This window comes from Lachnospiraceae bacterium KGMB03038 (genome assembly GCA_007361935.1).
Taxonomy (GTDB): domain Bacteria; phylum Bacillota; class Clostridia; order Lachnospirales; family Lachnospiraceae; genus Massilistercora.
In genome coordinates this window covers 632762-657500 of the sequence record CP041667.1, presented here as the reverse complement: position 1 = coordinate 657500, position 24739 = coordinate 632762, and the positions used below count along the sequence as shown (strand labels likewise).

24 protein-coding genes, 3 tRNA genes, 1 rRNA gene and 1 pseudogene (1 of these 29 only partly in view) are annotated in these 24739 nt (G+C 48.5%); 2 read left to right on the top strand and 27 right to left on the bottom strand.

All coding sequences use genetic code 11. The annotated features are described in order from the left end of the window. The 12 genes from FND36_03250 to FND36_03195 form a co-directional block, all read right to left on the bottom strand. Window positions 1-686: ribosomal RNA gene (locus tag FND36_03250) — 16S ribosomal RNA — on the bottom strand; it reaches 855 nt to the left of the window's first position. A 492-nt stretch (window positions 687-1178) separates the two neighbouring features. After that, a tRNA-Ser gene (locus tag FND36_03245) sits at window positions 1179-1268 on the bottom strand. Window positions 1269-1336: 68 nt separating this feature from the next. After that, window positions 1337-1422, bottom strand: a tRNA-Ser gene (locus tag FND36_03240). 101 nt (window positions 1423-1523) lie between these two features. Beyond that, on the bottom strand, window positions 1524-2258 hold the full coding sequence (gene ispD / locus FND36_03235) for a 2-C-methyl-D-erythritol 4-phosphate cytidylyltransferase (protein QDW73143.1): 735 nt from the start codon (window positions 2256-2258) through the stop codon (window positions 1524-1526). A 26-nt stretch (window positions 2259-2284) separates the two neighbouring features. Then, window positions 2285-3304, bottom strand: coding sequence for a tRNA (adenosine(37)-N6)-threonylcarbamoyltransferase complex transferase subunit TsaD (gene tsaD / locus FND36_03230; protein ID QDW73142.1), 1020 nt, complete (start codon window positions 3302-3304; stop codon window positions 2285-2287). A gap of 19 nt (window positions 3305-3323) precedes the next feature. Then, entirely contained in the window at window positions 3324-4232 is a 909-nt protein-coding gene (locus FND36_03225; GenBank protein ID QDW73141.1) for a ribonuclease Z, read from the bottom strand. 10 nt (window positions 4233-4242) lie between these two features. After that, window positions 4243-4476, bottom strand: coding sequence for a hypothetical protein (locus FND36_03220; GenBank protein QDW73140.1), 234 nt, complete (start codon window positions 4474-4476; stop codon window positions 4243-4245). A 142-nt stretch (window positions 4477-4618) separates the two neighbouring features. Beyond that, window positions 4619-5068 carry a ribosomal-protein-alanine N-acetyltransferase gene (gene rimI, locus FND36_03215; protein ID QDW73139.1) on the bottom strand — a complete coding sequence of 150 codons (450 nt, stop codon included), beginning with the start codon at window positions 5066-5068 and terminating at the stop codon, window positions 4619-4621. Window position 5069: 1 nt separating this feature from the next. Continuing rightward, window positions 5070-6104 carry an aminotransferase class I/II-fold pyridoxal phosphate-dependent enzyme gene (locus tag FND36_03210; GenBank protein QDW73138.1) on the bottom strand — a complete coding sequence of 345 codons (1035 nt, stop codon included), beginning with the start codon at window positions 6102-6104 and terminating at the stop codon, window positions 5070-5072. Continuing rightward, window positions 6085-6828, bottom strand: coding sequence for a tRNA (adenosine(37)-N6)-threonylcarbamoyltransferase complex dimerization subunit type 1 TsaB (gene tsaB / locus FND36_03205; GenBank protein QDW73137.1), 744 nt, complete (start codon window positions 6826-6828; stop codon window positions 6085-6087). The genes FND36_03210 and tsaB overlap by 20 nt, the downstream gene beginning before the upstream one ends. Continuing rightward, a complete protein-coding gene (tsaE, locus tag FND36_03200; protein ID QDW73136.1) occupies window positions 6816-7241 on the bottom strand; it encodes a tRNA (adenosine(37)-N6)-threonylcarbamoyltransferase complex ATPase subunit type 1 TsaE in 426 nt (141 codons plus the stop codon). The genes tsaB and tsaE overlap by 13 nt, the downstream gene beginning before the upstream one ends. Then, on the bottom strand, window positions 7219-7767 hold the full coding sequence (locus FND36_03195; protein QDW73135.1) for a YcxB family protein: 549 nt from the start codon (window positions 7765-7767) through the stop codon (window positions 7219-7221). The genes tsaE and FND36_03195 overlap by 23 nt, the downstream gene beginning before the upstream one ends. 115 nt (window positions 7768-7882) lie before the next feature. Here FND36_03195 and FND36_03190 point away from each other — a divergent pair, with 115 nt between their 5' ends. Beyond that, complete coding sequence (locus FND36_03190; protein ID QDW75523.1) at window positions 7883-8254, top strand: lactoylglutathione lyase; 372 nt, start codon at window positions 7883-7885, stop codon at window positions 8252-8254. Between the two features lie 64 nt (window positions 8255-8318). Here the strand turns inward: FND36_03190 and FND36_03185 are convergent, their stop codons facing one another. From FND36_03185 to murB, 14 genes are all read right to left on the bottom strand, one after another. Next, window positions 8319-8984 carry an HD domain-containing protein gene (locus tag FND36_03185; protein QDW75522.1) on the bottom strand — a complete coding sequence of 222 codons (666 nt, stop codon included), beginning with the start codon at window positions 8982-8984 and terminating at the stop codon, window positions 8319-8321. Window positions 8985-9062: 78 nt separating this feature from the next. Beyond that, on the bottom strand, window positions 9063-10436 hold the full coding sequence (locus tag FND36_03180) for a PhoH family protein (protein ID QDW73134.1): 1374 nt from the start codon (window positions 10434-10436) through the stop codon (window positions 9063-9065). Window positions 10437-10583: 147 nt separating this feature from the next. After that, a complete protein-coding gene (locus tag FND36_03175) occupies window positions 10584-11267 on the bottom strand; it encodes a DUF4190 domain-containing protein (protein ID QDW73133.1) in 684 nt (227 codons plus the stop codon). 128 nt (window positions 11268-11395) lie between these two features. Continuing rightward, window positions 11396-12520, bottom strand: coding sequence for a toxic anion resistance protein (locus tag FND36_03170; GenBank protein ID QDW73132.1), 1125 nt, complete (start codon window positions 12518-12520; stop codon window positions 11396-11398). Window positions 12521-12587: 67 nt separating this feature from the next. Beyond that, window positions 12588-13694 (bottom strand): hypothetical protein, encoded by a 1107-nt coding sequence (locus tag FND36_03165; GenBank protein ID QDW73131.1) that lies wholly within the window; start codon window positions 13692-13694, stop codon window positions 12588-12590. Beyond that, a complete protein-coding gene (locus tag FND36_03160; GenBank protein QDW73130.1) occupies window positions 13691-14344 on the bottom strand; it encodes a hypothetical protein in 654 nt (217 codons plus the stop codon). Before FND36_03160 ends, FND36_03165 begins: the two co-directional genes overlap by 4 nt. A gap of 3 nt (window positions 14345-14347) precedes the next feature. Beyond that, window positions 14348-15991 carry a VWA domain-containing protein gene (locus FND36_03155; GenBank protein ID QDW73129.1) on the bottom strand — a complete coding sequence of 548 codons (1644 nt, stop codon included), beginning with the start codon at window positions 15989-15991 and terminating at the stop codon, window positions 14348-14350. 175 nt (window positions 15992-16166) lie between these two features. Continuing rightward, a tRNA-Glu gene (locus FND36_03150) sits at window positions 16167-16238 on the bottom strand. Between the two features lie 92 nt (window positions 16239-16330). Beyond that, window positions 16331-17704 carry a sodium-dependent transporter gene (locus FND36_03145; protein ID QDW73128.1) on the bottom strand — a complete coding sequence of 458 codons (1374 nt, stop codon included), beginning with the start codon at window positions 17702-17704 and terminating at the stop codon, window positions 16331-16333. A gap of 3 nt (window positions 17705-17707) precedes the next feature. Then, window positions 17708-18670, bottom strand: coding sequence for a YegS/Rv2252/BmrU family lipid kinase (locus FND36_03140; protein QDW73127.1), 963 nt, complete (start codon window positions 18668-18670; stop codon window positions 17708-17710). A gap of 75 nt (window positions 18671-18745) precedes the next feature. Further along, window positions 18746-19003, bottom strand: a complete 258-nt coding sequence (locus tag FND36_03135) for an HPr family phosphocarrier protein (protein ID QDW73126.1) — start codon at window positions 19001-19003, stop codon at window positions 18746-18748. Between the two features lie 13 nt (window positions 19004-19016). Further along, entirely contained in the window at window positions 19017-19898 is an 882-nt protein-coding gene (gene whiA / locus FND36_03130) for a DNA-binding protein WhiA (GenBank protein ID QDW73125.1), read from the bottom strand. A gap of 9 nt (window positions 19899-19907) precedes the next feature. Continuing rightward, on the bottom strand, window positions 19908-20789 hold the full coding sequence (gene rapZ / locus FND36_03125; GenBank protein QDW73124.1) for an RNase adapter RapZ: 882 nt from the start codon (window positions 20787-20789) through the stop codon (window positions 19908-19910). A 33-nt stretch (window positions 20790-20822) separates the two neighbouring features. Further along, entirely contained in the window at window positions 20823-21734 is a 912-nt protein-coding gene (gene murB / locus FND36_03120) for a UDP-N-acetylmuramate dehydrogenase (GenBank protein ID QDW73123.1), read from the bottom strand. 137 nt (window positions 21735-21871) lie between these two features. Between murB and FND36_03115 the strand changes: the two genes are divergently transcribed. Then, window positions 21872-23155 carry an HlyC/CorC family transporter gene (locus FND36_03115; GenBank protein QDW73122.1) on the top strand — a complete coding sequence of 428 codons (1284 nt, stop codon included), beginning with the start codon at window positions 21872-21874 and terminating at the stop codon, window positions 23153-23155. Between the two features lie 172 nt (window positions 23156-23327). Here FND36_03115 and FND36_03110 read toward each other — a convergent pair. After that, window positions 23328-24725, bottom strand: a pseudogene (locus tag FND36_03110) (IS1182 family transposase). Between the last annotated feature and the right edge of the window lie 14 nt (window positions 24726-24739).

The window sequence follows — 24739 nt, the reverse complement described above, 5'->3', positions numbered from 1 at the left end:
TCACCGCTACACTAGGAATTCCACTTACCTCTCCAGCACTCTAGGTCAACAGTTTCCAAAGCAGTCCCAGGGTTGAGCCCTGGGCTTTCACTTCAGACTTGCTCTCCCGTCTACGCTCCCTTTACACCCAGTAAATCCGGATAACGCTTGCCCCCTACGTATTACCGCGGCTGCTGGCACGTAGTTAGCCGGGGCTTCTTAGTCAGGTACCGTCACTTTCTTCCCTGCTGATAGAGCTTTACATACCGAAATACTTCATCGCTCACGCGGCGTCGCTGCATCAGGGTTTCCCCCATTGTGCAATATTCCCCACTGCTGCCTCCCGTAGGAGTTTGGGCCGTGTCTCAGTCCCAATGTGGCCGGTCACCCTCTCAGGTCGGCTACTGATCGTCGCCTTGGTGAGCTCTTACCTCACCAACTAGCTAATCAGACGCGGGCCCATCCTGTACCACCGGAGTTTTTCCCACCGCTTCATGCGAAGCTGTGGGCTTATGCGGTATTAGCAGTCATTTCTAACTGTTATCCCCCTGTACAGGGCAGGTTACCCACGCGTTACTCACCCGTCCGCCGCTCAGTCGCAGATCTCGTCATTCCGAAGAAATCTAAGATAAGCGCTTCGCTCGACTTGCATGTGTTAGGCACGCCGCCAGCGTTCATCCTGAGCCAGGATCAAACTCTCGTATAAAATGCCTATAGACTTAGGCGCTGTCTTTTGGCGCCTTAGTCGGTTGGTAGTTCCCGGTCCTTAGGTTTGGTAGTTCACAAACCTTAGTTCCGGGAACCATCTATGATAGGACTTTAAGTTCAAGTTCGTTCCAGGTCCAAGAAAACTTACTAGCTTCCTTATCCCTTTTACTGTTCTTGGGTCGCTCCCTCCTGCTCTCACAGGCCGGAGCTGTTCTCTGAATCTTCTCTTAAGAATCTTTCAGGGTTGGTGTCTATTGTTCAGTTATCAAGGTCCGTTTTCGCCTCCCCTAACGGGTCAGCCTAGATATAATATCATTGAATGCCGTTTGATGTCAAGACTTTTTCTATCTTTTTTTTAGTTTTTTTCAACATTCTTTTTCAGATACTATACATTGTTTTTACCTGAGATTCCTACCACAAGATATCCCCTCAGGCATTAGCCATAAAAAACTGTCTGAAACTTCCGCTCCAGACAGTCATCCTTGACTAAACGGAGAAGGAGGGATTTGAACCCTCGCGCCGCTATTAACGACCTACTCCCTTTCCAGGGGAGCCCCTTCAGCCAACTTGGGTACTTCTCCAAATGAACTGACTTATGTCTCGTCCTATTTATAATGAAAACCGCCGTCACCGCCTGGCAGTTTCCAAGCGGAGAGGGTGGGATTCGAACCCACGCGCCCTTGCGGACAAACGGTTTTCAAGACCGCCTCGTTATGACCACTTCGATACCTCTCCATACCATAATAAATCATTGACGCTCTCAGCGACAATTGACATTTTACCACACACGAAAACCAGCGTCAATACAAAATCTACAATTTTTCTGTTCATCTTTTTTATTCAAATCTTCTTTTTAGAAACACTTCCGCAATCTCCAAATCTTCTGGCGTAGTAATCTTGATATTTTCATAAGAACCTTCAAATAATTTGACCGGAGTATCGCTCATCTGCTCTACCACCATAGCGTCATCCGTTACTTTGATACATTCTTCCCCCATCAGGGCAGAATATGCGTCAATGATCAGGCCGCTCTCAAATACTTGGGGCGTCTGAACCGTCCATACATCTTTTCTCTGGGGCGTCACACGGGCAAATCCATTTTCATCCACCAACTTAACCGTATCTTTGCTTGGCATTCCCGCCACACAGGCTTTATACTTATCCACCGTTTCATAGGCACGCTCAAGTATTCCTTTATCAACGAAGGGTCTGGCTCCGTCATGGATGAAAATATAACCGCCGGGATATACTCCTGGAACAGCGCCGTTTTTGATCACCCGCAGTCCCTGCCAGACAGAAGCATAGCGTTCTTCCCCGCCTTTTACAATGGCTTTGACCTTATAAAAATGATATTTCCGCACAATCTGGTCATATACGTAGTCTTCCTGCCCTTCTCCTACTACCAGCACCACATCGTCAATAATCTCCGATTCCTGGAAAGCGGCAAGAGTATAGCAGATCAGAGGGTTTCCCTTCAATTCAATATATTGTTTCTGTACCGGCGCTCCCATCCGCTTTCCCTGACCGGCCGCCAGCACTACCGCCGTGCAATGCTTTTTATTCTCGATCATCTGCCCGTCCTCCCTGTATCCAGCCTCTAACGTTCTCCCAGCTTCAGATTTGGAACCGCATTGAGATCCCAGCCATGCCGGGTCCCTTTTTGATACTCATAATATCCGGCCGCCCCAATCATCGCCGCATTATCTGTGCAGTAAACAGGGGACGGATAATACAGTTTGACATTCCGCTGTTCACACGCTTCTTTCATTGCCTGCCGCAGCGCCGAATTGGCCGCGACCCCGCCAGCGATGGCAAATTTATCCGCATGATACTCTTCCACCGCGCGCATGGCATTTTCCACCAAAACATCTGTCACTGCCTTCTGGAAGGAGGCCGCCACATCTGCCTGCCGGAAAGTCTGCCCCTTCATCCGGCACCCATTGATATAATTCAGGACCGCGGACTTCAGGCCGCTGAAGCTGAAATCATACGGGGCATCCTCCACATGGGCTCTGGGAAATGAAATCGCGTCCGAATCGCCTTCCTTCGACACTTTATCAATCTTAGGGCCTCCCGGATAACCAAGGCCGATCGCTCTGGCCACCTTGTCAAAAGCTTCCCCGGCCGCATCATCTCTCGTTCTTCCCAAGATCGTAAATGCTCCGTAATCCTCCACTCTCACCAAATGGGTGTGGCCTCCGGATACCACCAGCGACAGAAACGGAGGCTCCAATTCCTTGTGCTCGATAAAGTTAGCCGCAATATGGCCTTCAATGTGATGGACTCCTACCAATGGTTTCCCGGCAGCATAGGCGATCGCTTTCGCCTCTGCCACTCCCACAAGAAGAGCGCCCACAAGCCCCGGCCCATAAGTAACTGCCACCGCCGTTATCTGGTCCAGTGTGGTTTCAGCGGTTCTCAGAGCCTCTTCGATCATCTGGTTGATCCTTTCAATATGTTTTCTGGAGGCAATCTCCGGAACCACTCCGCCATAAAGGGTATGCAGATCGATCTGCGAAGAAATCACATTGGAAAGAACCTCCCGTCCATTTTTCACAACAGCCGCCGCTGTCTCATCGCAGGAACTTTCAATTGCCAGAATCAAATTATCCTTCATATTTTTCGTTTCTCCCTGTCTAATCTGAAAAAACCAGTTCCATCGTACGGCCGTCTTTCGCCGCCACCGCCCGCGGAAAGATTTTCTTCACCTCGTCCATATACTCTTCCGGTCTGTTCAGAGACGGACTGTAATGTGTCAGCCACATTTCTCCCACATCGGCTTCTTGGGCGATCTGCGCCGCTTCATAGAAGGTCATGTGCTTATATTCTTTGGCTTTCTTCTGCTTGTCCTTCTCTCCATACATTCCTTCACATACAAATAAATCCGCGCCCCTGGCATTCTCCCGGATGGAATCTGTTGGACGGGTATCGGTACAATAGGTGATTTTCAGTCCTTTTCTGGGCGGTCCAAGCACCATATCCGGAGTGTAGATTTTCCCGTCTTCTTCCACCGTTTCTCCCTTTTGCAGAGTTCCCCAGAAATGTTTGGGGATTCCCGCCTTATTCGCCCGCTCCACGTCGAACTTCCCGGCCCGGTCTATTTCCATTGTATATCCGTAACAGATCACATTATGGTTGACCCGAAACGCCTTCAGCCGGTAGCCATTCAATTCGAATGTCTGCTCCGGCCCGGCAATCTCAACATATTTGATTGGAAACGGCAATTCCGGGGCAATGACCCGAAGAGCGTTCACCACCCGCTCCAGCCCTTTGGGCCCGATCAGCGTCAATGGTTCTGTCCGATCCGCATTTCCCATTGTAAGAAGCAGCCCCGGAAGTCCGCTGATATGATCTCCGTGATAGTGGGTAAAACAAATCACATCGATGGGCTTAAAACTCCAGCCCCGCTCCTTAATGGCTATCTGCGTCCCCTCGCCGCAGTCGATCAAAAGACTGCTGCCGTTATATCTCGCCATAAGCGCTGTCAGCCAGCGGTACGGCAGAGGCATCATGCCTCCTGTTCCAAGCAAACATACATCTAACATTTTTTATTCCTCAATCTCCCATTTTGATCCGAAAACTTTTTACAAGCTCATCATAGCATTTCTCACACAGATCAAACCGGTCTATCTGGCCGTCTTTTCCGGAAAAATATCCCCAGCGTTTTTCCACTTCCAGGAAATCCTCCCTGGGAACCCCTTCAATCACCGGAATCTTACGTCCGCATTTATTGCATATGATCTTGCTGATCTCTTTCGTCTCTCTGACCTTTGTCTCATATTGGCGCATACGATTCCTCCTGTATATATCAAAATCGTCTTGTCTTACTGTTACGCCTCCATTATATCCGCCCGCCAGGTTTATTCCTAGTGGGAACTGCTGACAGAACTGCCAGTTATTTTCTATAACAGCTCCCGCATGTGGACAGACGTCAATGTCCATTTCCAAGATCCTTGCTCATAAGAATCCCATCTTCCACAGGGTTCGTATAAAAATTTTTCCGCTTGCCATCTTCCTGGAAGCCGTGACCCCTATAAAAGCTTCTGGCGGTTTCGTTCCCCGCTCTTACATCCAGCAGAAGTCTTTGGACTTTGATCTCCCCGCATCTGTTTTCCAGTTCCTCAAGCAGGCTGCTCCCTACGCCCTTCCTCCTGGCTGCAGGCGCCGCCGCGATCCTGGCGATCTCTCCTTCATCCAATACATAATACAGGATCAGATAACCAGCCAGCGTCTCTTTCATCCAGGCGCCCAAAAGCAACGTCCGCTCCTGCTCGAAGGTCTCTTCAAGACTCCCCAGGCTCCATGCGTCCGGGAAGATCGTCTGTTCCAGTTTTGCCACTTCTTCCAGTTCCACTCTTTGGATCTCTCTTATCTTGATCATCTTACAATCCTTGGATGTCCCGGATCAGGCTTTCCACCGCTTCTTCCGTTGTCGCCCAGCTTGTACAGAACCGGACGGCCTGGCGCCCTTCTCCTGCGTCCTCCCAGAAGCCAAAGGCATACTTCTCTCTTAATTTCTCCAAGTGTTCTTCGGGAAGGATTGGAAACTGCTGATTTGTATAGGAATCATAGGCCAGTCCATAGCCTTTGTCTAAAAATGCCTTCTTTAACCGCAGCGCCAATTCATCCGCCCGTTTTCCAAGCTCAAAATACAGGCCGTCGGTAAAAAGCGTCTCAAACTGCAGGCCAAGGAGCCGTCCTTTTGCCAGCATTCCTCCCCGCTGCTTGATCAGATAGCGGAAGTCCTGTTTCAAGGCCGGATTGGTAATCACTACCGCTTCGCCAAACAAAGCGCCTACTTTTGTTCCTCCAATATAGAAAACATCTGTCAGCTCTGCCACATCCGCCAAAGTCAGATCCGAGGTCTCCGCCATCAGCCCATATCCCAGTCTGGCTCCATCCAAAAATAACGGAAGTCCCAGTTCTTGGCACGCCTTGGACAATTCCGTCAGCTTCTCTTTGGAGTACAGGGTTCCGTTTTCCGTAGGATGAGAGATATAGACCATTCCCGGCTGTACGACATGTTCATGATTCGCATCCTCCCAGTGCTCCTTCCAGATTTCCCGCACTTGGTCCGCGCAGATCGTCCCGTCCGTGCTTGGCAGCGTAAGAACCTTATGCCCTGTGGCCTCCACCGCTCCCGTTTCATGAACATTGATATGACCGCTCTGGGCCGCCAGCACCCCTTGGTGCGGGCGCAGGATGGCGCTGATCACCGTAAAATTCGTTTGAGTCCCTCCCACCAGGAAATGCACGTCCGCTTCCGGGCTTTCACACAATTCCCGGATTTTCCTCCTTGCGCTTTCACAGTAGGGATCTTCTCCATATCCTGCTGTCTGCTCCATATTGGTCTCTTCCAGCCTTTTTAAAATAGAAGGATGCGCTCCTTCTCCATAGTCACATTGAAACCGGATCATTTTTCAGCCGCTCCTTTCTCTCCCTCTCAGCCTGGGACATTCTCAGATAGTCCGGCCGATGTTCCGCCGCCGTCTCCATCTTGCCTTCCAGATAATACTGAATTCCCCTAACGCCTACTGAAGCAGCCCTCTGGCGGTTCATATTGGCTGGCGCAAAGGCGATTTTTCTTCCCTTCATGATCGTATGTTCCAAGTCTCCTCCAAAAACCGGCACACCGTCTCCCAGAAAGGTAACCTTCTCTTCATATTCCTTCAAATATCCGCCCAGTTCCTCAATCCCGACAGCCATCTGGTCTCTCAGCACCTTAAGGCGTCCTTCTTCAAATCGATAGATTCCTGTATAGACCTGCCTTCTTCTAGCATCCATGATGGGACAGACGATCCCCTCACAACCGAATAGATTGCAGGCAAGTCCTTCCAATGTGGGGACATGGATCAATGGTTTCGAAAGCGCAAGGCCAAGACCTTTTGCTGTGGCAGATCCAATGCGCAGACCAGTAAACGATCCGGGTCCTGCCGCTACCGCGATCGCATCGATGCTTTCCAGATCCGTCTCCGTCATTTTTACAATCTCATCCAACATCGGCAGAAGCGTCTGTGAGTGCGTCTTTTTATAATTCACTGTATATTCCGCGATAATCTGTTCTGTACGGATATCTCCGTCTCCTTCTACAAGAGCCACGCTTGCCACCAGTCCCGAACTATCCAGCGCTAATATTCGCATATGCTGATCCTCCGATAATCAAATCCCTTTTCCAGGTTTTTTTCAATCTTTATCTCCGTGTAATGTTCCGGCAGAAGTTCTTCGATCAGATCCGCCCACTCGATCAGGCAGACGCCCTTCCCGTAGAAATAGTCTTCATACCCGATTTCTTCCATCTCTTCTGCATCTCCGATCCGGTAAACGTCAAAATGATAGAAGGGCAGACGCCCTTCCTCATATACCTGCATGATCGTAAATGTAGGACTGTTGACTGGTTCCGCAACTTCTAACCCGGCAGCCAGCCCCTGTGTAAAAACCGTCTTGCCAACCCCCAGGTCGCCAACCAGCGTATACACATCTCCCGGCCTGGCTTCCGTTCCCATTTGGAATCCTAGTTCATATGTTTCTTTCTCACTGTTTGTCTCCCGGATCATCTGAAACCCCTTTCTCCTCCACCGTCACCGGACGGATCTTCATGGCTTTTGCAGGCATATGCGCCCGGATCATATCCACAACAGGCCTGTAGTTTTCTCCCAACTGGTCTACCGGCAGAACAATCGCATGCTTGGCCGCATCGTATAAGATAAGGATTCTTTTCCTGGATACCGCCTTCTGAAACACATCCCAGGAAGCCTTTCCGCTGTCATCTTCTCTCACTGTCTCAATTCCTTCTTCATCAAAGGTATACGTTACCGGAGCCCGCAGCCGCTCAGATGCCTCCACCTGCCTTATTACTTTCCTGCGGATTATATACGGAAACCCCGCCAGAACAAGGACCGCAAAAGCAAGAAATAGTCCTGCCATCCCGTAATTTCCCCGCAGCACAAACGAAACAGTACACCCAACGTTCAGCCCTCCCAGAATCAGCGCCATGACTCCCGCTTTCCCTGAGAAAATATGATATACCATAAAATCCGCCATTGATTTTGCATCCATCCGGACCTCAACTTTCACCGACATATTCTTTCTCCATTCTGAAGTGTTGTTTCTTGATTATAACACATCTTTTTTTCTTCTGCCACAAATGATATACTTATTTTGTGTTTCCAAAAAGAATCAAGGAGGATCTATGCAAATGAAATTTACTTTCTATCATAATAATATTAATGTCCTGGATCTGGACAAGGCGGTAGAGTTTTACAAAAAAGCCCTGGGACTTTCCGTCACAAGAGAGAAAACCGCTGAAGACGGAAGTTTCAAATTAGTATTCATGGGGGATGAAACCACGCCGCATCTTCTGGAGCTGACCTGGTTAAGAGACATGGACCGCCCTTATGATCTGGGAGATAATGAATCTCACCTCGCCATGAAGGTGGATGACATGGAGACGGCGCTTGCCCTGCATCGGGAAATGAACTGCGTCTGCTTCGAAAACCCCGAGATGGGTATTTATTTCATCAGCGATCCTGACGGATACTGGATTGAAATCTGCCCGGCCAACGATTGATTTGGAACTGTCCAGATCAGGCAAAAAGCCGTCTGGGCAGACACCCTTTTGATCTCGCCCCAGCTTAACATAATTTATTCCCATTGGCCACCAGCTTAAACCGGCAGCCCAGCACTTCTGCCGCCCGCCGGCACATGAGCATACGCTGGAGAAAAATCTCAAAATAATCCATTACGGTACAGATCTCGTCATCCAGTTCCAGATTCATTTGAATCACTTTCTTTTCTTCTTTTAATTCCAACGCGGCTTTCAAAGCCGCGTAATTCACCCGGTCATGGATATCGAAATTGGCAGGCGTTCTGTTCTGTACCCGGTTCCTTCTCACATCTGTTTTATCTGCCAGGATAAGCGCCGCCGACACCGCGTCTACCGCCGTCCCTGTCTCTTCGTCATGGTGACCGATGGCCGTCACCACCGTAAGAATATCATTCATCGGAAAGCTCAAATCTTTCAACACCTGATAGGCCAGGACAGCGCCGCTGTGGGCATGGTCATTCCGGTTGACGCAGTTGCCGATATCATGCATATATCCCGCGATCTTCGCAAGTTCTACCTCATGTTTGTCAAATTCTAGTTTTTCAAGGATCTCTCCTGCCCGCTGGGCGACTCTGGCGGCATGCTTCTTGGAGTGTTCCGTGTATCCCAGCTCATACAGGACATCATTGCCTTTTTCGATCAATGCGTTTATCTCTTCATTTTTTTTAATATCTTTATAACTGATCACTCGTATTCTCTGCTCCTGTCTTTCTATAATCAAAAGCGGAAGGCGCCCCAAAATTTCCCGTGTCACCTTCCGCGGAATTTTTCTCTATAGCCTCTGGACCGCATCCACTGCTAATTCTGACCTTTCACACTCCTCAGGCGTCAGCGTGATCTGCCAGCACAGAGGGCTTCCCTTCATATGTTCCGCCGCATAACTCAACCCGTTTGTCCGTTCATCTAAGAAGGGCCGATCTATCTGCCCCGGATCTCCCAGAAGGATGATCTTCGTATCTTTTCCCGCCCGTGTAATAATTCCCTTCACCTGAGCGGGCGTCATATTCTGCGCTTCATCTATGATCAGATAGGTCTTTACGATGGATCTTCCTCGGATAAAGTTCATAGCCTCCGCCTGGATGATTCCTCTCTCAAAGATTTCTTCTATTTTCCCGGACAGTTCCGTCTCACTGCTGTATCTTTCCTTTTCATCGGAATCTACCAATTGTTCCAAATTATCGATCACCGGACGTAAGAGAGGAGAAATCTTCTCCTGCTCATTGCCCGGCAGAAAGCCTATTTCAGAATCAAACTGCGCGTTTGGCCGGCAGATCAGAATCCTCCGGTATTCCCCGGTATAGTGATTCAGCATTTTTTCCAGCCCTACCGCCAGAGAATAAAAGGTCTTACTGGTTCCGGCAATTCCCTTGATGATCACCAGAGGCGCCTTTTCCGCCGGCTGCATCAGCGCTTCCTGGATAAAATACTGCCCGGCGTTCCTTGGCTTTACCCCATAAGGCGTGCTTTTCCTGTAATCCAGCTTCCGGATCATCCCTTTCTCCACTCTTCCAAGCTGGGTTTTTTTGTGGGACTGATCTGCCTTTAAAATTACAAACTCATTTTCAAACAATTCCGGCACCCACGCTTTCCCGTCTTCATCCATACAATAGACCAGCTCTGCGCTGATCCCCTTTTTCTTAAAATCTTTAAAAGCCTCTTCCGGCACATACACCTGAATCCTGCCCTGATATTGCGTCTCATGCTCTCCCACCTGTTCTGTGGTAAAATCTTCCGCCCGGATCCCCAGGATCTGTGCCTTAATGCGAAGCAGGATATCCTTTGTCACCAGAGTGACCTGCTCTTCTCTGGACTGAGACAGCCCTTTACATACTTTTAGAATTCGATTGTCCGATTTGTAGTCGGGAAGGTCTGGCGGCAGCTCCACATCCAGGTAGTTTTTCTCCACTTTCAGGATCCCCTCATTTTCCATCCTGATCCCATCCAGCAGATTACCTTTGGAGCGCATCTGCTCCAGAAAACGGATTGCCCGGCGCACATTCGCCCCCCGCTCTCCTTCGTCTTTCTTCAGATTGTCCAACTCCTCCAGCACCACCAGCGGGAGTATCACTTCATTTTCCTCAAAACAGGCCGGCGCATATGGCGCCTGGATCAGAACATTGGTATCAAGCACATAGATTTTTCCCATTCAGATTTCCTTCCCGTAATAATATTTTTAAATTTTTCTATTTTCACTATACGTTTCTTTTGTTATATCTTCCATCTGCCTTAGGTAAAATCAAAGTAAAAAGGCGCCGCCCGCATAACGGACAGCGCCTTTTCTTATTCCGTTTATTTACGCCGTTACCACCAGAAGGATTCCCAGGCCCCAGTTCACGACCGCCACGACCAGGCCAATGATACATAGGATTTTGCCTGCTTTTGCCATTCCCGCCTTACTTGATCCAGAACCGAGTCTTGCTCTTGTAAATCCAAGAACCGACAAAATAATTCCTCCAAAAGGAAGGACCAAAGCAAGGATTACGCTTAGGATTCCAAATACCAGCGCCATTGTGGCCGCTCCCGTATTGTCCACCGTCTGCACAGGAATCGCCGTTGGCTGAGGGCCTCCATTCTGCGGTCCAGGTCCCGCTGCCTGCGGGTTCTGAACAGGGTCCTGCGGCCCCATGTTGGATGCCGCCTGCATCTGCGGGTCATTTGGAAGCGTCTGGTTGAGTGTGACAAAAAGCTGCTCCAGGCTGTCTTTATAAGGTTTCTTCTGTAAAGTTCCTACAAAGCCCTCCAGGTCCCACTCACCGCCGGCCGTCCCTTTCAGCCATGCTTCCAGGTGGAATACGCCGTTATTATAGGACCATTTCAGGTACTTAAAGCCTTCTACCATCGCGTCTCCCGCGCGGTAAGCCGGTTCTCCCTTCCAATCGGACATTGCAAATTGGTTCTTCTGAAGATAGTCATTCATAATGAACTGTACAAAATCATCCGGTTTATTCAATACTATGTCCCTCACATACCTAGCCATATTTTCTCCTCCTTTTTGATCGAACATTTCTTTTATTATACTCTAGAATATCAAAAAACTCCAGTATAGTTTAGACACTCTACGCACCTATCGGAGCTGCCCTATCCGTCGTCTAATAAAAAATTCGATTATCCGGCCATAAGAGACTTCCGAATATCCTGCTCCAGCTTTTCCAGTTCAGCTTCCGCCTCCTGGCGTTTCTTTCTTCCGTCCTGCTGTATCTTCACCGCTTCATTCATGGTGGCGACCAGATTTTCATTGGCTTTTTTCAATGTGGCGATATCCACAATCCCCCGTTCCGTTTCTCTTGCCACGTCCAGTGTGTTCTGCTTTAGTGTTTCCGAATTTTTCAAAAGCAGCTGATTGGTCGCATCTGTAATATCTCTTTGCAGCTTCAGTGCTTCCTGCTGCCGGTATAGTCCAAGTGCCATGACTATCTGGCTCTTCCACAGAGGAATCGTCTCCTGGATAGCAGTCTGGATCTTGTCTGCCAGCAGCTTATCATTATTCTGCACCAGTCTTATCTGAGGCGCCGTCTGAATGGCAATAGTCCTGCTGATTTTCAGGTCGTGAAGCTTTTTCTCAAACTGTCCTACCGTATCCTCAAAATCTTTTACCACCTGAGCGTTCATAGGATCCTTGCTTGCTTCCGCCTCCCGGCGAAGCGCTGGGATAGTCTGTTCCCGCACTTCTTTTAGTTTTTCTTCCCCGGCCGCGATATAAAGCTGCAGCTGGCGGAAATAGGAAAGATTTTTCTCATACATGGTGTCTAGCATACCGATATCTTTGAGCATCTCCATCCTTGCCTCATCCAGTTTCCCCTCGATCTTATCCACTTGCATCTCCAGTTTCTCATACTGCATCATGAATTTCTTTACTTTCGCCTCCGCCTTTTTGAAAATGCCCATGATGCCGGATTCTTTTTCCAGGGACTCAAAATCCAGTCCCTGCACGCTGGACACCAGGCCGACCATTAATTCCCCGATGTATCCGGTATCCTTATTTCTTACGTTATTTAAAATATTCTCGGAAAAATCCGCTATATTCTGCTTTGCGCCGGAACCATACTGCATCAGCATCTGGGCGTCTGTCAGATCGATCTGATCTTTGATCTCCTCCACTTTTGCCCGTTCTTCATCGGTAAGCGCCGTAATCTGCTCCTGGAGTTTCTGAGTGTTTTCTTCCATCAGCACTGTATTTCCTTCTGCCCCTGTCCTTTGCTTTCTCAGCGCGCTTAACGTAATCTCTGCCATCTCTTTCCCCTTTCTCTTTCTCTGATTTCCCTTCTGCTATCGCCTTTCTCTGATCTGCCGCATCCCTCTACTGCAATCCATCAATAATCCGCCTCATCACCTCATAAGAGGGCACCTGCGCCACCTGGGTCACGCTATCTGCAATCCCTGAGGCTTTCGCCTCTCCCTGCGCGATGCCGGCGCTGCCGGTGCGAAATCCATGTTTCTTCCAGGCCAATTCCTGTATCTTCTCATTCTGCAAGCCTTCCAGCAGTGTCTGTCCGCTCTCGTCCATTGCAATCAGCACATGGGCTGACCATACCGTAGGCGCCGGGTAAAGGACTACTACATCATCCTTGATCTCTTCGTATGCCTCTGGTTCCATCTGCGCGTATTCGATAATCTGGCTCTCATAACCGGCGGCGATAGGTGTCGCCCCTACTCCCATCCGTAGGAACTGGCTGAACAGATCCGCGGAAGAGGTCTCCATATACCCCAGCTTGCCAAAAATAGCCTGCAGTTCAGGCAAAACCTCATCTACGCTTTCCGGGGTCAGAGTCTGTCCGCCGTTTAATACGTCCGCCAGCAGGGCGGCAAACATATTTCCAGAGTTGGATTTGGCCGGGTCTGTGGTATCTACAGACACACTGCCGTATAATTCCGGCACACCAATGTCTGTCCATTTGGTATCGGTCCGGATCAGTTCCAACAGCTTGTTCATATCCACATAATTGACATCCTCGTCCTTAGTGATCATTCCCTGCTGTTCAAAGGCCTCCAGGACAATCTTGTGTGTGTAGAGCACGATAGGAGTGTTTAGAATAATCTCGCTCTGCTTGGGCGATCCATGAAGTTCTTCGTAATATTCCAAAGCAATACTGCTGGAAGGGAACAGATAATTGCGTCCGGTCAGATCCGCCGTCATCATATCCAACGATCCGGCTTTTGAGTAATCCACCTCCAGACCATAATCTTTCCTCAGGATTTCCAGCACTTCTTCGTCTTCCAGAAATCCCGCCTTTTCTCCGCCTATGTATCCGCTGACCTGAACGGCCGGCCCGTCTTCCCTTTCCGTCTGTTTTTCTTCCTGGTTTTCTCCTCCCAGATCTCCGGTGCCGCCGGTCAAAAGGTAGATGCCGCCAATGACACCCATCACACAGGCCAGAACGATCAGCCCTATGATTTTTTTCTTCATTCGCTTTCCTGCTTTCTTTCTTTGCTTATCTCTGTATATCCTTCCGAACGGAGGGTCTGTTTCAAAAGATTCAGATCCGCCTCCATATCCATCAATTCGTTTTGCAGCAGCTTTTCAAACTGCATCTGGAACGCTCCTTTCAGCGTTGCTACCGCCTCCGCGGTATTTTGGAGTATTTTCTGCGCTTCCCTGGTGGCAAGCCTGCTGTCCTGCAGTTCTACATAGTTTTCCAGCACATTTGCGGCGGTTTCCTGATAGTAATCGATATAACGCCTAGCCGATGATATTTTCTTCGGATTATCTGTCAGAAACTTTAAAATACTTTCAGCTGTCGCAAGCAGGGACTGAACGTCTCTTTTTAACACAGGATCCAGAATCTTATCTGCCGCCTTCCTCATTCTCCGGTAGTCAGAGCCCGCTTCCTGCAGTCTTTCGTGGAGCAGTTCTCCGTTTCCGATCGTTTCCACCTCGATCCTGCCGATTTTTTTCACCGGCCGCAGCACCAGCAGAAATCCCGGATAGGAGGCGAGGGCCAGTCCCATACATAACAGAAGATTCCAGCCAAGCCCCGCAAGAAGCCCCAGGAATACTCCCAGAGCCAGTCCCGCCGAAGCTGCAATGCTGACGATTTCTTTCCAGTTTCTCTTCATATCTTAGTTATATCCTTTCACGCTGCGGAACGCTGCCGTCAGATCCTGGGTACCGTCAAATACCCGCCCCCCGCTTATTTGGGCCAGTTCCTCCAGCTGGCTTGGATCGGCGTCTCCGAAGGTAATGGAGAAAATCGGGATTTCTTCTCCGTACTGGCTCCAGACTTCTTCAAAATTACTGTAATTGTAGTTGGATCGACCATCGGTCATCAGAATGATAGCCGGCGTATAGTTCTCCAGATTGTATCCGGAGGCAATCTCCAGAGCTTCCGCCGCCGCCCGATAAACATCCGTGCCGCCCGCGATCTGGAAATCCGCCACCTTCTGATTCAGCTCCGCCAATGCTTCGTCAGAATCATCAGCAGCCGCCTCTATGCCCAGAATCGTATCATCGAAAAAAATCACCTGATTGACTTCCCCCGCATTTGCCTGGAGAAAATTCTTTCTGGCATTTTCCTGCAAAAGGATCTGCGACATAGCTTCTTTGAGCTGTCCCTCTCCTGTTCCCGCCATACTGCCGGAAAAGTCCAGGCAATAAATATTCAGCGATGGTTTCTTAAAACTGGTCTGGTATACATTCAATGCTTCGGTCAGAACCGAAGCCTCAGGCATCTGGATGGGCGACAGGATCCTCTCGGTATCGATCCCCCAGTCACTGTTAAACACATTCTGATTTTCTTCTGATACGCCATTGGCGCTGATCCTGCGGCCCGTAGCCTCGATCTTCTTCTGAGCCTGCTCCGACATCAGGTATTCCTGAACCGCAAGGAATGCCTCTTCTTTTTCACTGTCCCCATGATCCACATAACCCAGCGGCGAGTCTGCAATGGACAGACCGTCGTAGGGATAGACCACATACAGCGGCTCTTTTCCTTCCTCCACCATCTGCCTGTTAGCGTCAATGATCAGACACTCATAGTTAACCATGGCATCATAGTCCCCATCCAGGAACATATCTTTGAGCCAGTCTGAACTGCCGGAGCTTCGCTCCACACCGCTTAAGAGTTCCGTAATATCTGCCTTAAGCTCCGGATCCTGAAGATCTTCTGCCTTAAGCCCCTCCTGTTTGTCAAGCAGCGCATAGAGAAAACCGATATAGGCGCTGGCGCCGGAGTTAGACTGAGTGGCGCTAGTCATGCAAAAGCGCATCTTTCCGTCTCGGATTGCCGTCAGAATGTCGTTGACCGACACGTCTTTTCCCACAAATCCAAGTTCCTCCGCCAGACTCTCCCGAATACCGAATACCACCGGCGTCATGGAAACAGATTGGCTGTGCTTGATCAAGTGTCCCGTATCACCCATAGATACCCAGATGCTGCTGGCAGGCCATACAGCATCGTAATCCTGCGCTCCGTTTTCCAGTTCCCGCATGATATCTACGGAGCCCTTATATTCCATCTGAATCTCTACTCCTGTCGCTTCACCGCACTCTTGGATGATCTCTTCCAACTCCTGGTTTTCAGAGCCTGATAAAATGCGAATCTGGCCGCCTGGTACACGGGTGATCTCCTGTTCCTGGTCTGTCTTACGGTTATCCTCCGAGGCGGTTTGAGCGCCTTCCCTCTCACCGACTCCACAGCCTGTCAGAAGCATCAGCGCAGCCAAGATACTTAAAAAAATTTTTTTCAGTCGCCCTCCTGTATTCATCTCGACTTCCTCCTGCTTTATATCAAATCCAGATGATATGTTTTCTTTTATTTTCCTTTATTTTCGTAAGGGATTCCATCTGTTTTCCGTAAAGCCTGTGTAAAAAACTTGTAAACGATCCTGTACCACGCAAAAAAAGCATGCAAAAAAAGCCCGTAAAAACGGACTTTTTCAGTGACTCCGAGGGGAATCGAACCCCTGATTCCAGCGTGAGAGGCTAGCGTCTTGACCTCTTGACCACGGAGCCATTTCATATCGTACTTGCCTAGTATAACAGACAAATCTGAATTAGGCAAGTACTTTTTGCAAAATCCACAATTTTTTTCGCCGCTCTTACTTTTATCCAGAGATCATCCCCAGATACCCTTGGATAAAGATTCCCAGTATGATCAGCGGCAGAATAAAGGTAAGATAGAACCGGATTGCTTTGCAGGCCGGGAATTTCAGGCCTTTTCCCGTATTGGTCTCTTTGATAAAGTTATCCCAGCCCCACCCGCAGCGAGTCACGCAGAACAGAAGGTATACCACAGACCCAAGAGGCAGGAGATTATTGCTCACAATAAAATCTTCCAAATCCATAATATTCTTTCCGCCAACGGTAAAGCCAGACCAGTCTGTCAGCCCCAGCACACAGGGGATACTCAGCAAAATCAGCAGGATTCCATTTACAAGGACGGATTTACGCAGCTCCCACCCCCACAGATCCAGCGCGTACTGAATGATATTCTGGAATACAGCGATCACCGTCGACAGCGCCGCAAATGTCATAAAGAGAAAGAACAGGCTTCCCCACAGCCTTCCTCCCGGCATTTCACGAAATACGTTTGGAAGCGTGACGAACACCAATCCAGGACCTTCCCCTGGGTTTACGCCAAACGCGAAACAAGCGGGAAAGATGATCAAGCCGGACAGAACCGCCACGCAGGTATCCAGCAAGGTAATGCTCACCGCTTCTCCTGTCAGACTTCGTTCCTTCCCGATATAACTCCCAAATATCGCAAGAGAGCCAGCCCCCACACTCAATGTAAAAAAGGACTGTCCCATTGCCGCAAAGACCGCCTCCGAAAGCCCCGCCTCTTTGATCTTCCCCAGATCCGGCTTCAAATAGAATTCCAGCCCTTCAGCGGCTCCCGGAAGGCTTACCGCCCGGACCACCAGAATCAAGAGGATCACAAAAAGGCTGCTCATCATTACTTTTGTGATCTTCTCTACTCCTTTCTCCAATCCCATGGAACAGATCAGCAGCGCGATCAGGCAGATCAGCACCATCCAAAAGAGCATCTCATTTCGGTTGGAGGTCAGTTCTCCAAAGATCGCTTCTACTTGTTTTGTATCAGCTCCGGCAAATTCCCCGAAAAGCATTTTAAAAAAGTATGCCAGCATCCATCCGGCGATCGTTGTATAAAACATCATCAGCAAAAAATTGCCCGCCATAGTAAAATATCTGAAAATATGCCATTTCGTTCCCTTTGGCTCCAGCACATTAAAGGACATGGCGGAACTTTTCTGGCTTCCTCTTCCCACCGCAAACTCCATAACTACGATAGGGAGTCCCAGGACTAAAAGGAAAAACAGGTACATCAGGACAAAGGCTCCTCCCCCATATGCCCCCGTAATATACGGGAAGCGCCATACATTCCCAAGACCGATAGCGCAGCCCGCTGAAATCAGGATGAACCCCATCCTGGATGAAAACTTCTCTCTCTTTTCCATTTCTTATTCCTCTTCTTCCTTTGTCTCAGCCTCTGCCTTAAACTGGTCCGGCTCTGCGGTCAGCTGTTCCACACAGTCTGTTGGAACCATGATCTGAAGCTGTTTTTTTAAATTTTCAACGGTGACAAAATCATGATTGCCTCCAAACTCCCCGTCCAGCGTCCAGGGTATCTCTTCGAGAGATTCAAACGTCACCTTTCCGCTGCGGAAAGAATACATATGCTTTGTATCCACTTGCTCAATCAAAAGGGCGGCTACGATCTCCTGGAGCGCAATCGGATTCTTCGGCGTCTTGATCAGCGTCACTTCAAAAAGGCCGTCGTCAAACACCACTTTCTTGCCGATCATATTGCGGAACCCTCCCACAGAGCGGGAGTTGGTCACCATTCCAAATATAAACTCATCCTCTATGGCCTCTCCGTCGTGAGTCACCTTGATCCGATAGGAAGGTACATTAAACAGCCGCTTCGTCCCTTCCAGCACATAAGCCAGATGCCCAAGCACATTTTTCACCGCCTGCTTTGTCTCGTAGGAAACATCTGTAAAAAGCCCAAAAGCCGCAATATATACGAAAAAGTCATCGTTGAATTTTCCCACATCGCAGGGAAAAGCTGTACCATTTACCGCGTTATCCGCCGCCCGAAGAAGTCCCTTGGGAATATGAAGGCTGTTGGCGAAATCATTGGTAGTCCCTGTCGGAATATATCCGATCGGGACTTTTTCCCCTCTGTGCATCATTCCAGTCACTATCTCATCAATTGTTCCGTCTCCTCCGCTGCACACCACAAGATCATAGGCGCCGGACTTATATTTTTTCACCTTCCGGTACGCGTCCCGATAGGACTGTGTAGGATAGGTCACCACCTCATAACCCGCCTTTACGAAAAGATCGATAATATCAGAAAGTTTGGGTTTGATCAATTCCTTCCCCGCATGAGGATTGTAGATAAACAACATTCTCTTCACAGCAATCTCCTCCCCGATGTTGAAAAAAAGGGCATGACAACTCATGCCCTCCATTTGTCTTACATCTATGTAATACTATTTGCAGTTTTCAAGAAAAGCTCCTACGCCATTCACCGCGTTTTCCTCGTCCTCGCCATCTGCAACTATCGTCAGACTGGTGCCTTCTAACAAATCCAGGCTCATCATTCCCATAATGCTTTTCGCGTTGATTTTCTTATCTTCCATCTCAATATACACATGGCTTGCATACTGGCTTGCTTCCTGGACGAGATGGGCAATGGGACGTGATTCCATATCCATATTCGTTCGAATAGTAACAGGTTTCTTGATCATAATGTGTTCCTCCTTACTGCTCCCTTAACTGATCCGCTATTTCACTCAGTCTGCGCAGCCGGTGATTGACTCCAGACTTGCCAACCGGCGACTTCAAAAGCCGTCCCAGTTCAGCCAGCGCAGCTTCCGGATTTTCAAGACGTGTAAGGGCAACGTCTTTCAATCCCTCTGGCAAACGTTCAAGACCGATCGTATCTCTGATATACATGATATCCTCCATCTGCCGCACCGCGGCAGAAACCGTCTTATTGATATTTGCCGTCTCGCAATTCACTTTGCGATTGACAGAATTCCTCATCTCCTTCAGGATTCGGACATTCTCCAATTCCAGCAATGCCACATGAGCTTCCATGACATTTAAGATGTCCACGATCTGCTCTCCTTCTTTCAGATAAACAACAGACGTCTTTTTACGCTGCACAATCTTGGCATCCATATCAAAGCTGTTAATCATATCTCTCAAGTAACATGCATTTTCTCTCGAATTGCACACAATCTCAAAATGATAGGACTTTCTGGGATCACTCATGGAACCCGCTGCCAGGAAAGCACCACGTATATATGCCCTCTTGCAGCACACTGCCTGTACGATCGTATTCTTCACCGCCAGAAGCTCCCTGCCTTTCCCGTAGAGAAAATATACGCAGCTGCCTCTGGATGGATTCTTGCGAATTACGATATCAGTCTTTATATTAAATGTTTTTTCCATCAATGTAAAGCATTTTCTTGCAACCGAAAAATTTTCTGTATGAAATTTTAAAGCGCAGATTCCGGAAGAATCTTCCGAAAATTCTCCGCACATATGCAAAATCGCTGATAATTCCGCCAGCTGACAGTGCCTCGCCCGGCCGTATCTTTCAGCCAGTTCTTCCTTTATCTTCCCAGAAAATGACATGTCTGGTCCCTACCTTGCTTTTGTGATCGCGTCTTTCCCAATATCCCGGTGCTCGATCCGGATTCCATACGCTTCCGCCTGCTCCAGAGCGGTAAACAGTTCGTTCGCCAATGTTACCGAACGGTGTTTTCCCCCCGTACACCCGATCCCGATCACGAGCTGTGTTTTCCCTTCTATAATATAGTTGGGAATCAAAAATTCCACCATATCTATCAGCTTTTTCAGAAAAACTCCGGCCTTTTCGTTTTCCATGACATAGTCCCTGACTTCTTTATCGTTTCCGTTCTTGGGGCGGAGTTCTTCAATATAGTAGGGATTGGGCAGAAACCGAACATCAAACACCAGATCCGCGTCCGCTGGGATTCCATATTTAAAGCCAAAGGACAGCACCGTGATATACAGATTCTTATATTCTTTGTTCAAGACGAATATTTTATTCAATTCCTTTTTCAGCTCTCTGGTAAGCATATGGCTGGTGTCTACCAGATAATCTGCTTTTTTCTTAAGGAACCCCAGCCGCTCCCGCTCCTTTCGGATTCCCTCGTCCACACGCCCGCTGCTGCCGGATAATGGGTGAAAACGCCGAGTTTCTTTGTAGCGCTTTACCAGTACGTCATCGCTGGATTCCAAATATAGGATCTCATATTTGATCTCCATGGCGTCCATCTCGTCCAGTACCCGCTCCAATTCGCCAAAACTCTGTCCGCTCCTGATATCCACTCCAAGCGCGGCCTTATTTACTTCTGCTCCGCTGACGGTGAGCAGTTCCGCCAGCTTTGGAATCAGCGGGACCGGGAGATTGTCCACGCAAAAATATCCCATGTCTTCCAACATCTTTAAAGCCGTTGTCTTTCCTGCTCCCGACATTCCTGTTACAATCACAAATCTCATCCCGATCCCCCTCTTTTATCCCATTATCCTATCTCAGAATTTTCCCAGACGCTTTACCTCCGTCTCCAGCTCCACGCCGGAATCCTCTTTTACTTTCTCCTGGATCTGGCGGATCAATTCATTGATCTCTCCGGCTGTCGCATGATCTTTATTGATCACAAATCCACAGTGCTTTTCTGACACTTGAGCTCCTCCTACCTGGAACCCCCTAAGCCCCGCGTCCTGGATCAGCTTCCCCGCGAAATATCCTTCCGGTCTCTTGAAGGTACTTCCGGCGCTCGGATATTCCAGAGGCTGTTTCGTCACCCGGCGATTCTTCAAGTCTTCCATTCTATCCCGGATTGCCTGGACGTCTCCTTTCTCCAGTTTGATCGCGGCCTCCAGGACGATATACTGCTCCCGCGCGATCACACTGGTCCGATATCCCATTTCCAGCTGCTCTTTTTGAAGCGTTATGATCTCACCCTGACGGGTCAGGACCTGTACTTCTTTCAAAACATCCTTCATCTCTCCGCCGTAAGCCCCAGCGTTCATCACGCAGGCCCCTCCCAGTGTTCCAGGGATTCCAGCCGCGAATTCAAATCCGGTAAGTCCCGCTTCCAGCGCCCGCGCCGCCACTGCCGACAGCAGCGCCCCCGCCTGGGCTGTGATCACTTCTCCCTGGACTTCGATCCGGTTCATCTCCCGGAAAATCTGAATGACCACTCCTTCATAGCCCTGGTCGGACACCAGAAGGTTGCTGCCATTTCCAATAATATAGTAAGCGACTTCTTCTTCCTGACAGCAGCGGACTATTTGCCGCAGCTGCTGCGCCGTCTCCGGCACAACAAAAAAACGGGCCGGACCTCCCGCCCGGAATGTGGTGTGAAGCCGCATAGGTTCCTCTTTCATGATTCTATTCTCCGGCAGGATCTTTGCCAGCCGGCTGTAGAATTTCTGATCCATAAATTCATATTCTCCTTATTCAACTTCCATCTTTACATCATACACGAAACCTTCTCTGAATTCAACGCACACTTGCAAAATAAACGAAAATGCGGTATATTCATGATACTAAGGTCAAAAAAGGAGTTGAACGATTTTTGGACCCAAATGATGTCATACAAATTTTAATCCTTGTTATCTTACTGGCTTTTTCTGCCTTTTTCTCCTCCGCGGAGACTGCCCTTACCACATCTAACAAACTTCGTATGCGCGGTCTGGCTGAAGAGGGCAGCAAACGCGCTCAGGCAGTTCTGGAAGTTACAGACAACTCCGGAAAAATGCTCAGCGCCATTTTGATCGGCAACAATATCGTCAATCTGTCTGCCGCTTCTCTTACAACTACTATCGCATATAAATTCGGCGGCTCCATGGTTGCCCTCGCAAGCGGTATTATAACAGTCCTGATCCTTCTTTTCGGAGAGATCACGCCCAAAACCACCGCAACCATCCATGCGGACAAAATGGCTCTTTACTATGCGCCGGTGATCCGTATCTTCATGAAGCTTATGACTCCGGTCATCTTTGTGATCAACGGCTTATCCATGGGAATCCTATCTCTTCTTCACATTAACTCAAAGGTCAAAAACAAAACCGTCACAGAAGAAGACCTGCGCACCATCGTTGATGTCAGTCATGAGGACGGAGTCATTGAGTCTGACGAAAAAGAAATGATCTATAACGTGGTAGATCTTGGAGACGCCATTGCCAAGGATGTTATGGTTCCGCGCGTCCATGTGACATTTGCCGATGTAAACAGCACCTACGAGGAGCTGCTGGCAATCTACCGGGAGGACAGGTATACCCGGCTTCCCGTGTTCGAGGATACCACCGACAACATCATTGGCACCATCAATATGAAAGACCTGCTCCTTTTCGATAACACCGGAGATTTCCACGTCCGCAATATCCTGAGAGAAGCTTACTTTACTTATGAATACAAAAGCATCTCCGAGCTGCTGGTAGAGATGCGCCAGGCTTCTTTCAACATTGCCATTGTCTTAGATGAATACGGCGATCCTTCCGGTCTGATCACACTGGAGGATATTTTGGAGGAAATCGTAGGAGAAATCCATGATGAATATGATGAAGATGAAGAATCCGATTATCTTCAGAAACTGAGCGAACGGGAGTATCTGGTAGAAGGTGCCATCAATCTGGAGGACTTGGACGATATCCTTGGACTTAATCTGGAATCGGAAGAATATGATTCTCTTGGCGGGTTCATCATCGAACAGCTGGACCGCTTCCCGGCAACGGGGGATTCCGTATCTACAGAAACAGGAATCCGTCTGGTCGTTGAATCTTTAGACAAAAACCGGATCGAGCGGGTGCACATTTATCCTCCAGAACCCCAAACAGAAGAGCCGCTTCAAGAAGCATAGATAAAAACGGTTCAGAGCTTATCAGCTCTGGACCGTTTCAGACTGTAGACAAAGTTGGTGCTGGAGCCTAGCTCCAGCACCACTCTTTTTGCCAAAATGCCAACTCCCATATTTTTTTATAAAAGATAAAAAAGAATCCTGATTTTTTGTCCTGCCTTTCCCTTACATCCAGAATCTTTGCCAGCTTTTTCAGATTCATGCACGCAAAGGTCAGCCCGGCTTTCATTCTCATTCGGGCGTTGCCGATGTATTGTGTGTATCGAAATCCATGCTGTTCTTTTGCACTTCCGAACAATCTCTCAATGGTTTCTTTTCTCAACATATAGATCTCTTTGTTCCCGAGAGTATAGCGGATATCCTCACTGGTTTCCAGATACTCTTCCCAAATGTGGCGGGAGATCGTTTTTTCATGCTCTTTGCTTTCTGTACAGTTGCAAAGGTAAGGGCAGTTTTTACAGATGCTTTTATCGCTCTTGTATTCTTTGTACCCTTCCCGGTTCGTTGTCCGATAAGTAAGGATCTGATCCGCCGGACAGATATAGCAGTCATAGTACTCATCGTAGACATACTCATATTTCTTGAAGAATCCATCTTTTGTCATGGGCCTTTTATACGGAAACAGGGGCTGTATCCCGTCTTTTAACAATTCTCGGGCGATTGCTGGAGTCTTATATCCGGCATCCAATACCATCATCTCCATATCCAGGTCTTTCAACTTGTCGTACAAAGGCTTCCATGTCCTGCTGTCATGTTCATTCCCTGGATGCACAGTATAACCTAAGATCCACCCGTGCTTGTCACATGCAGTCTCTATGTTGTATGCAAAAACATGTTTATGTTCGCCTTTTCGGAACCACCCGCTTTCCGGATCTGAAGTACTGCATTTTTGCGTTTTGGCTCCTTCCGGGATCTCGTCTGAAGAACCGCTTTCACCAGAAGTGCCGCTACCCGCTGCAGGCGGTGTAGTTGAATCATCCTTTTTTTCTTTTAAAGGTTTCTTTCCATGATTTTTGCGGTCTTCATTGATTTCTTTTTTTAACTCCTCCTCATACCATAGAGCTTCTTGAGATGCAATCCTCTTTCGCCTCTTTTTGCTGTTCGCACAGGCTTTTACATGGGTAGAATCCACAAACACGGTAGACGTATCTACCAGATGAAACTTCATACATTGTTCGAGGATATGGGAAAAGATCTGTTCAAACAGTTCCGTATCCTTAAAACGCCGGGTATAGTTTTTCCCAAAAGTAGAAAAGTGAGGAACTGGATCCAGCATATCCAGACCGAGAAACCAACGATACGCTACATTCACTTCGATTTCTTTGATCGTCTGGCGCATACTTTTAATCCCATAGAGATACTGGATAAAAGGGATTTTGATCAGCATCACCGGATCCATGCTCGGCCTTCCGTTATCTGCACAATACTTGTCTTCTACAAGATCGTAAATAAAGTTCCAGTCAATTGCCCGGTCAATCTTTCGGAGCATGTGATCCTTTGGCACCATGTCATCCATGCTGAACAGCATCATTTGTTCTCTTTTTTTATCGGAATCTCTTGTCATCATAAGCAGGCCCTCCTTATAGG

Bases quoted from the DNA above. Each gene is read 5' to 3' on its own strand.
- ispD (QDW73143.1), bottom strand. From the start codon at position 2,258: ATGATCGAGAATAAAAAGCATTGCACGGCGGTAGTGCTGGCGGCCGGT.
- tsaD (QDW73142.1), bottom strand. From the start codon at position 3,304: ATGAAGGATAATTTGATTCTGGCAATTGAAAGTTCCTGCGATGAGACA.
- FND36_03225 (QDW73141.1), bottom strand. From the start codon at position 4,232: ATGTTAGATGTATGTTTGCTTGGAACAGGAGGCATGATGCCTCTGCCG.
- FND36_03220 (QDW73140.1), bottom strand. From the start codon at position 4,476: ATGCGCCAATATGAGACAAAGGTCAGAGAGACGAAAGAGATCAGCAAG.
- rimI (QDW73139.1), bottom strand. From the start codon at position 5,068: ATGATCAAGATAAGAGAGATCCAAAGAGTGGAACTGGAAGAAGTGGCA.
- FND36_03210 (QDW73138.1), bottom strand. From the start codon at position 6,104: ATGATCCGGTTTCAATGTGACTATGGAGAAGGAGCGCATCCTTCTATT.
- tsaB (QDW73137.1), bottom strand. From the start codon at position 6,828: ATGCGAATATTAGCGCTGGATAGTTCGGGACTGGTGGCAAGCGTGGCT.
- tsaE (QDW73136.1), bottom strand. From the start codon at position 7,241: ATGATCCGGGAGACAAACAGTGAGAAAGAAACATATGAACTAGGATTC.
- FND36_03195 (QDW73135.1), bottom strand. From the start codon at position 7,767: ATGTCGGTGAAAGTTGAGGTCCGGATGGATGCAAAATCAATGGCGGAT.
- FND36_03190 (QDW75523.1), top strand. From the start codon at position 7,883: ATGAAATTTACTTTCTATCATAATAATATTAATGTCCTGGATCTGGAC.
- FND36_03180 (QDW73134.1), bottom strand. From the start codon at position 10,436: ATGGGAAAAATCTATGTGCTTGATACCAATGTTCTGATCCAGGCGCCA.
- FND36_03175 (QDW73133.1), bottom strand. From the start codon at position 11,267: ATGGCTAGGTATGTGAGGGACATAGTATTGAATAAACCGGATGATTTT.
- FND36_03170 (QDW73132.1), bottom strand. From the start codon at position 12,520: ATGGCAGAGATTACGTTAAGCGCGCTGAGAAAGCAAAGGACAGGGGCA.
- FND36_03165 (QDW73131.1), bottom strand. From the start codon at position 13,694: ATGAAGAAAAAAATCATAGGGCTGATCGTTCTGGCCTGTGTGATGGGT.
- FND36_03160 (QDW73130.1), bottom strand. From the start codon at position 14,344: ATGAAGAGAAACTGGAAAGAAATCGTCAGCATTGCAGCTTCGGCGGGA.
- FND36_03155 (QDW73129.1), bottom strand. From the start codon at position 15,991: ATGAATACAGGAGGGCGACTGAAAAAAATTTTTTTAAGTATCTTGGCT.
- FND36_03145 (QDW73128.1), bottom strand. From the start codon at position 17,704: ATGGAAAAGAGAGAGAAGTTTTCATCCAGGATGGGGTTCATCCTGATT.
- FND36_03135 (QDW73126.1), bottom strand. From the start codon at position 19,003: ATGATCAAGAAACCTGTTACTATTCGAACGAATATGGATATGGAATCA.
- whiA (QDW73125.1), bottom strand. From the start codon at position 19,898: ATGTCATTTTCTGGGAAGATAAAGGAAGAACTGGCTGAAAGATACGGC.
- rapZ (QDW73124.1), bottom strand. From the start codon at position 20,789: ATGAGATTTGTGATTGTAACAGGAATGTCGGGAGCAGGAAAGACAACG.
- murB (QDW73123.1), bottom strand. From the start codon at position 21,734: ATGGATCAGAAATTCTACAGCCGGCTGGCAAAGATCCTGCCGGAGAAT.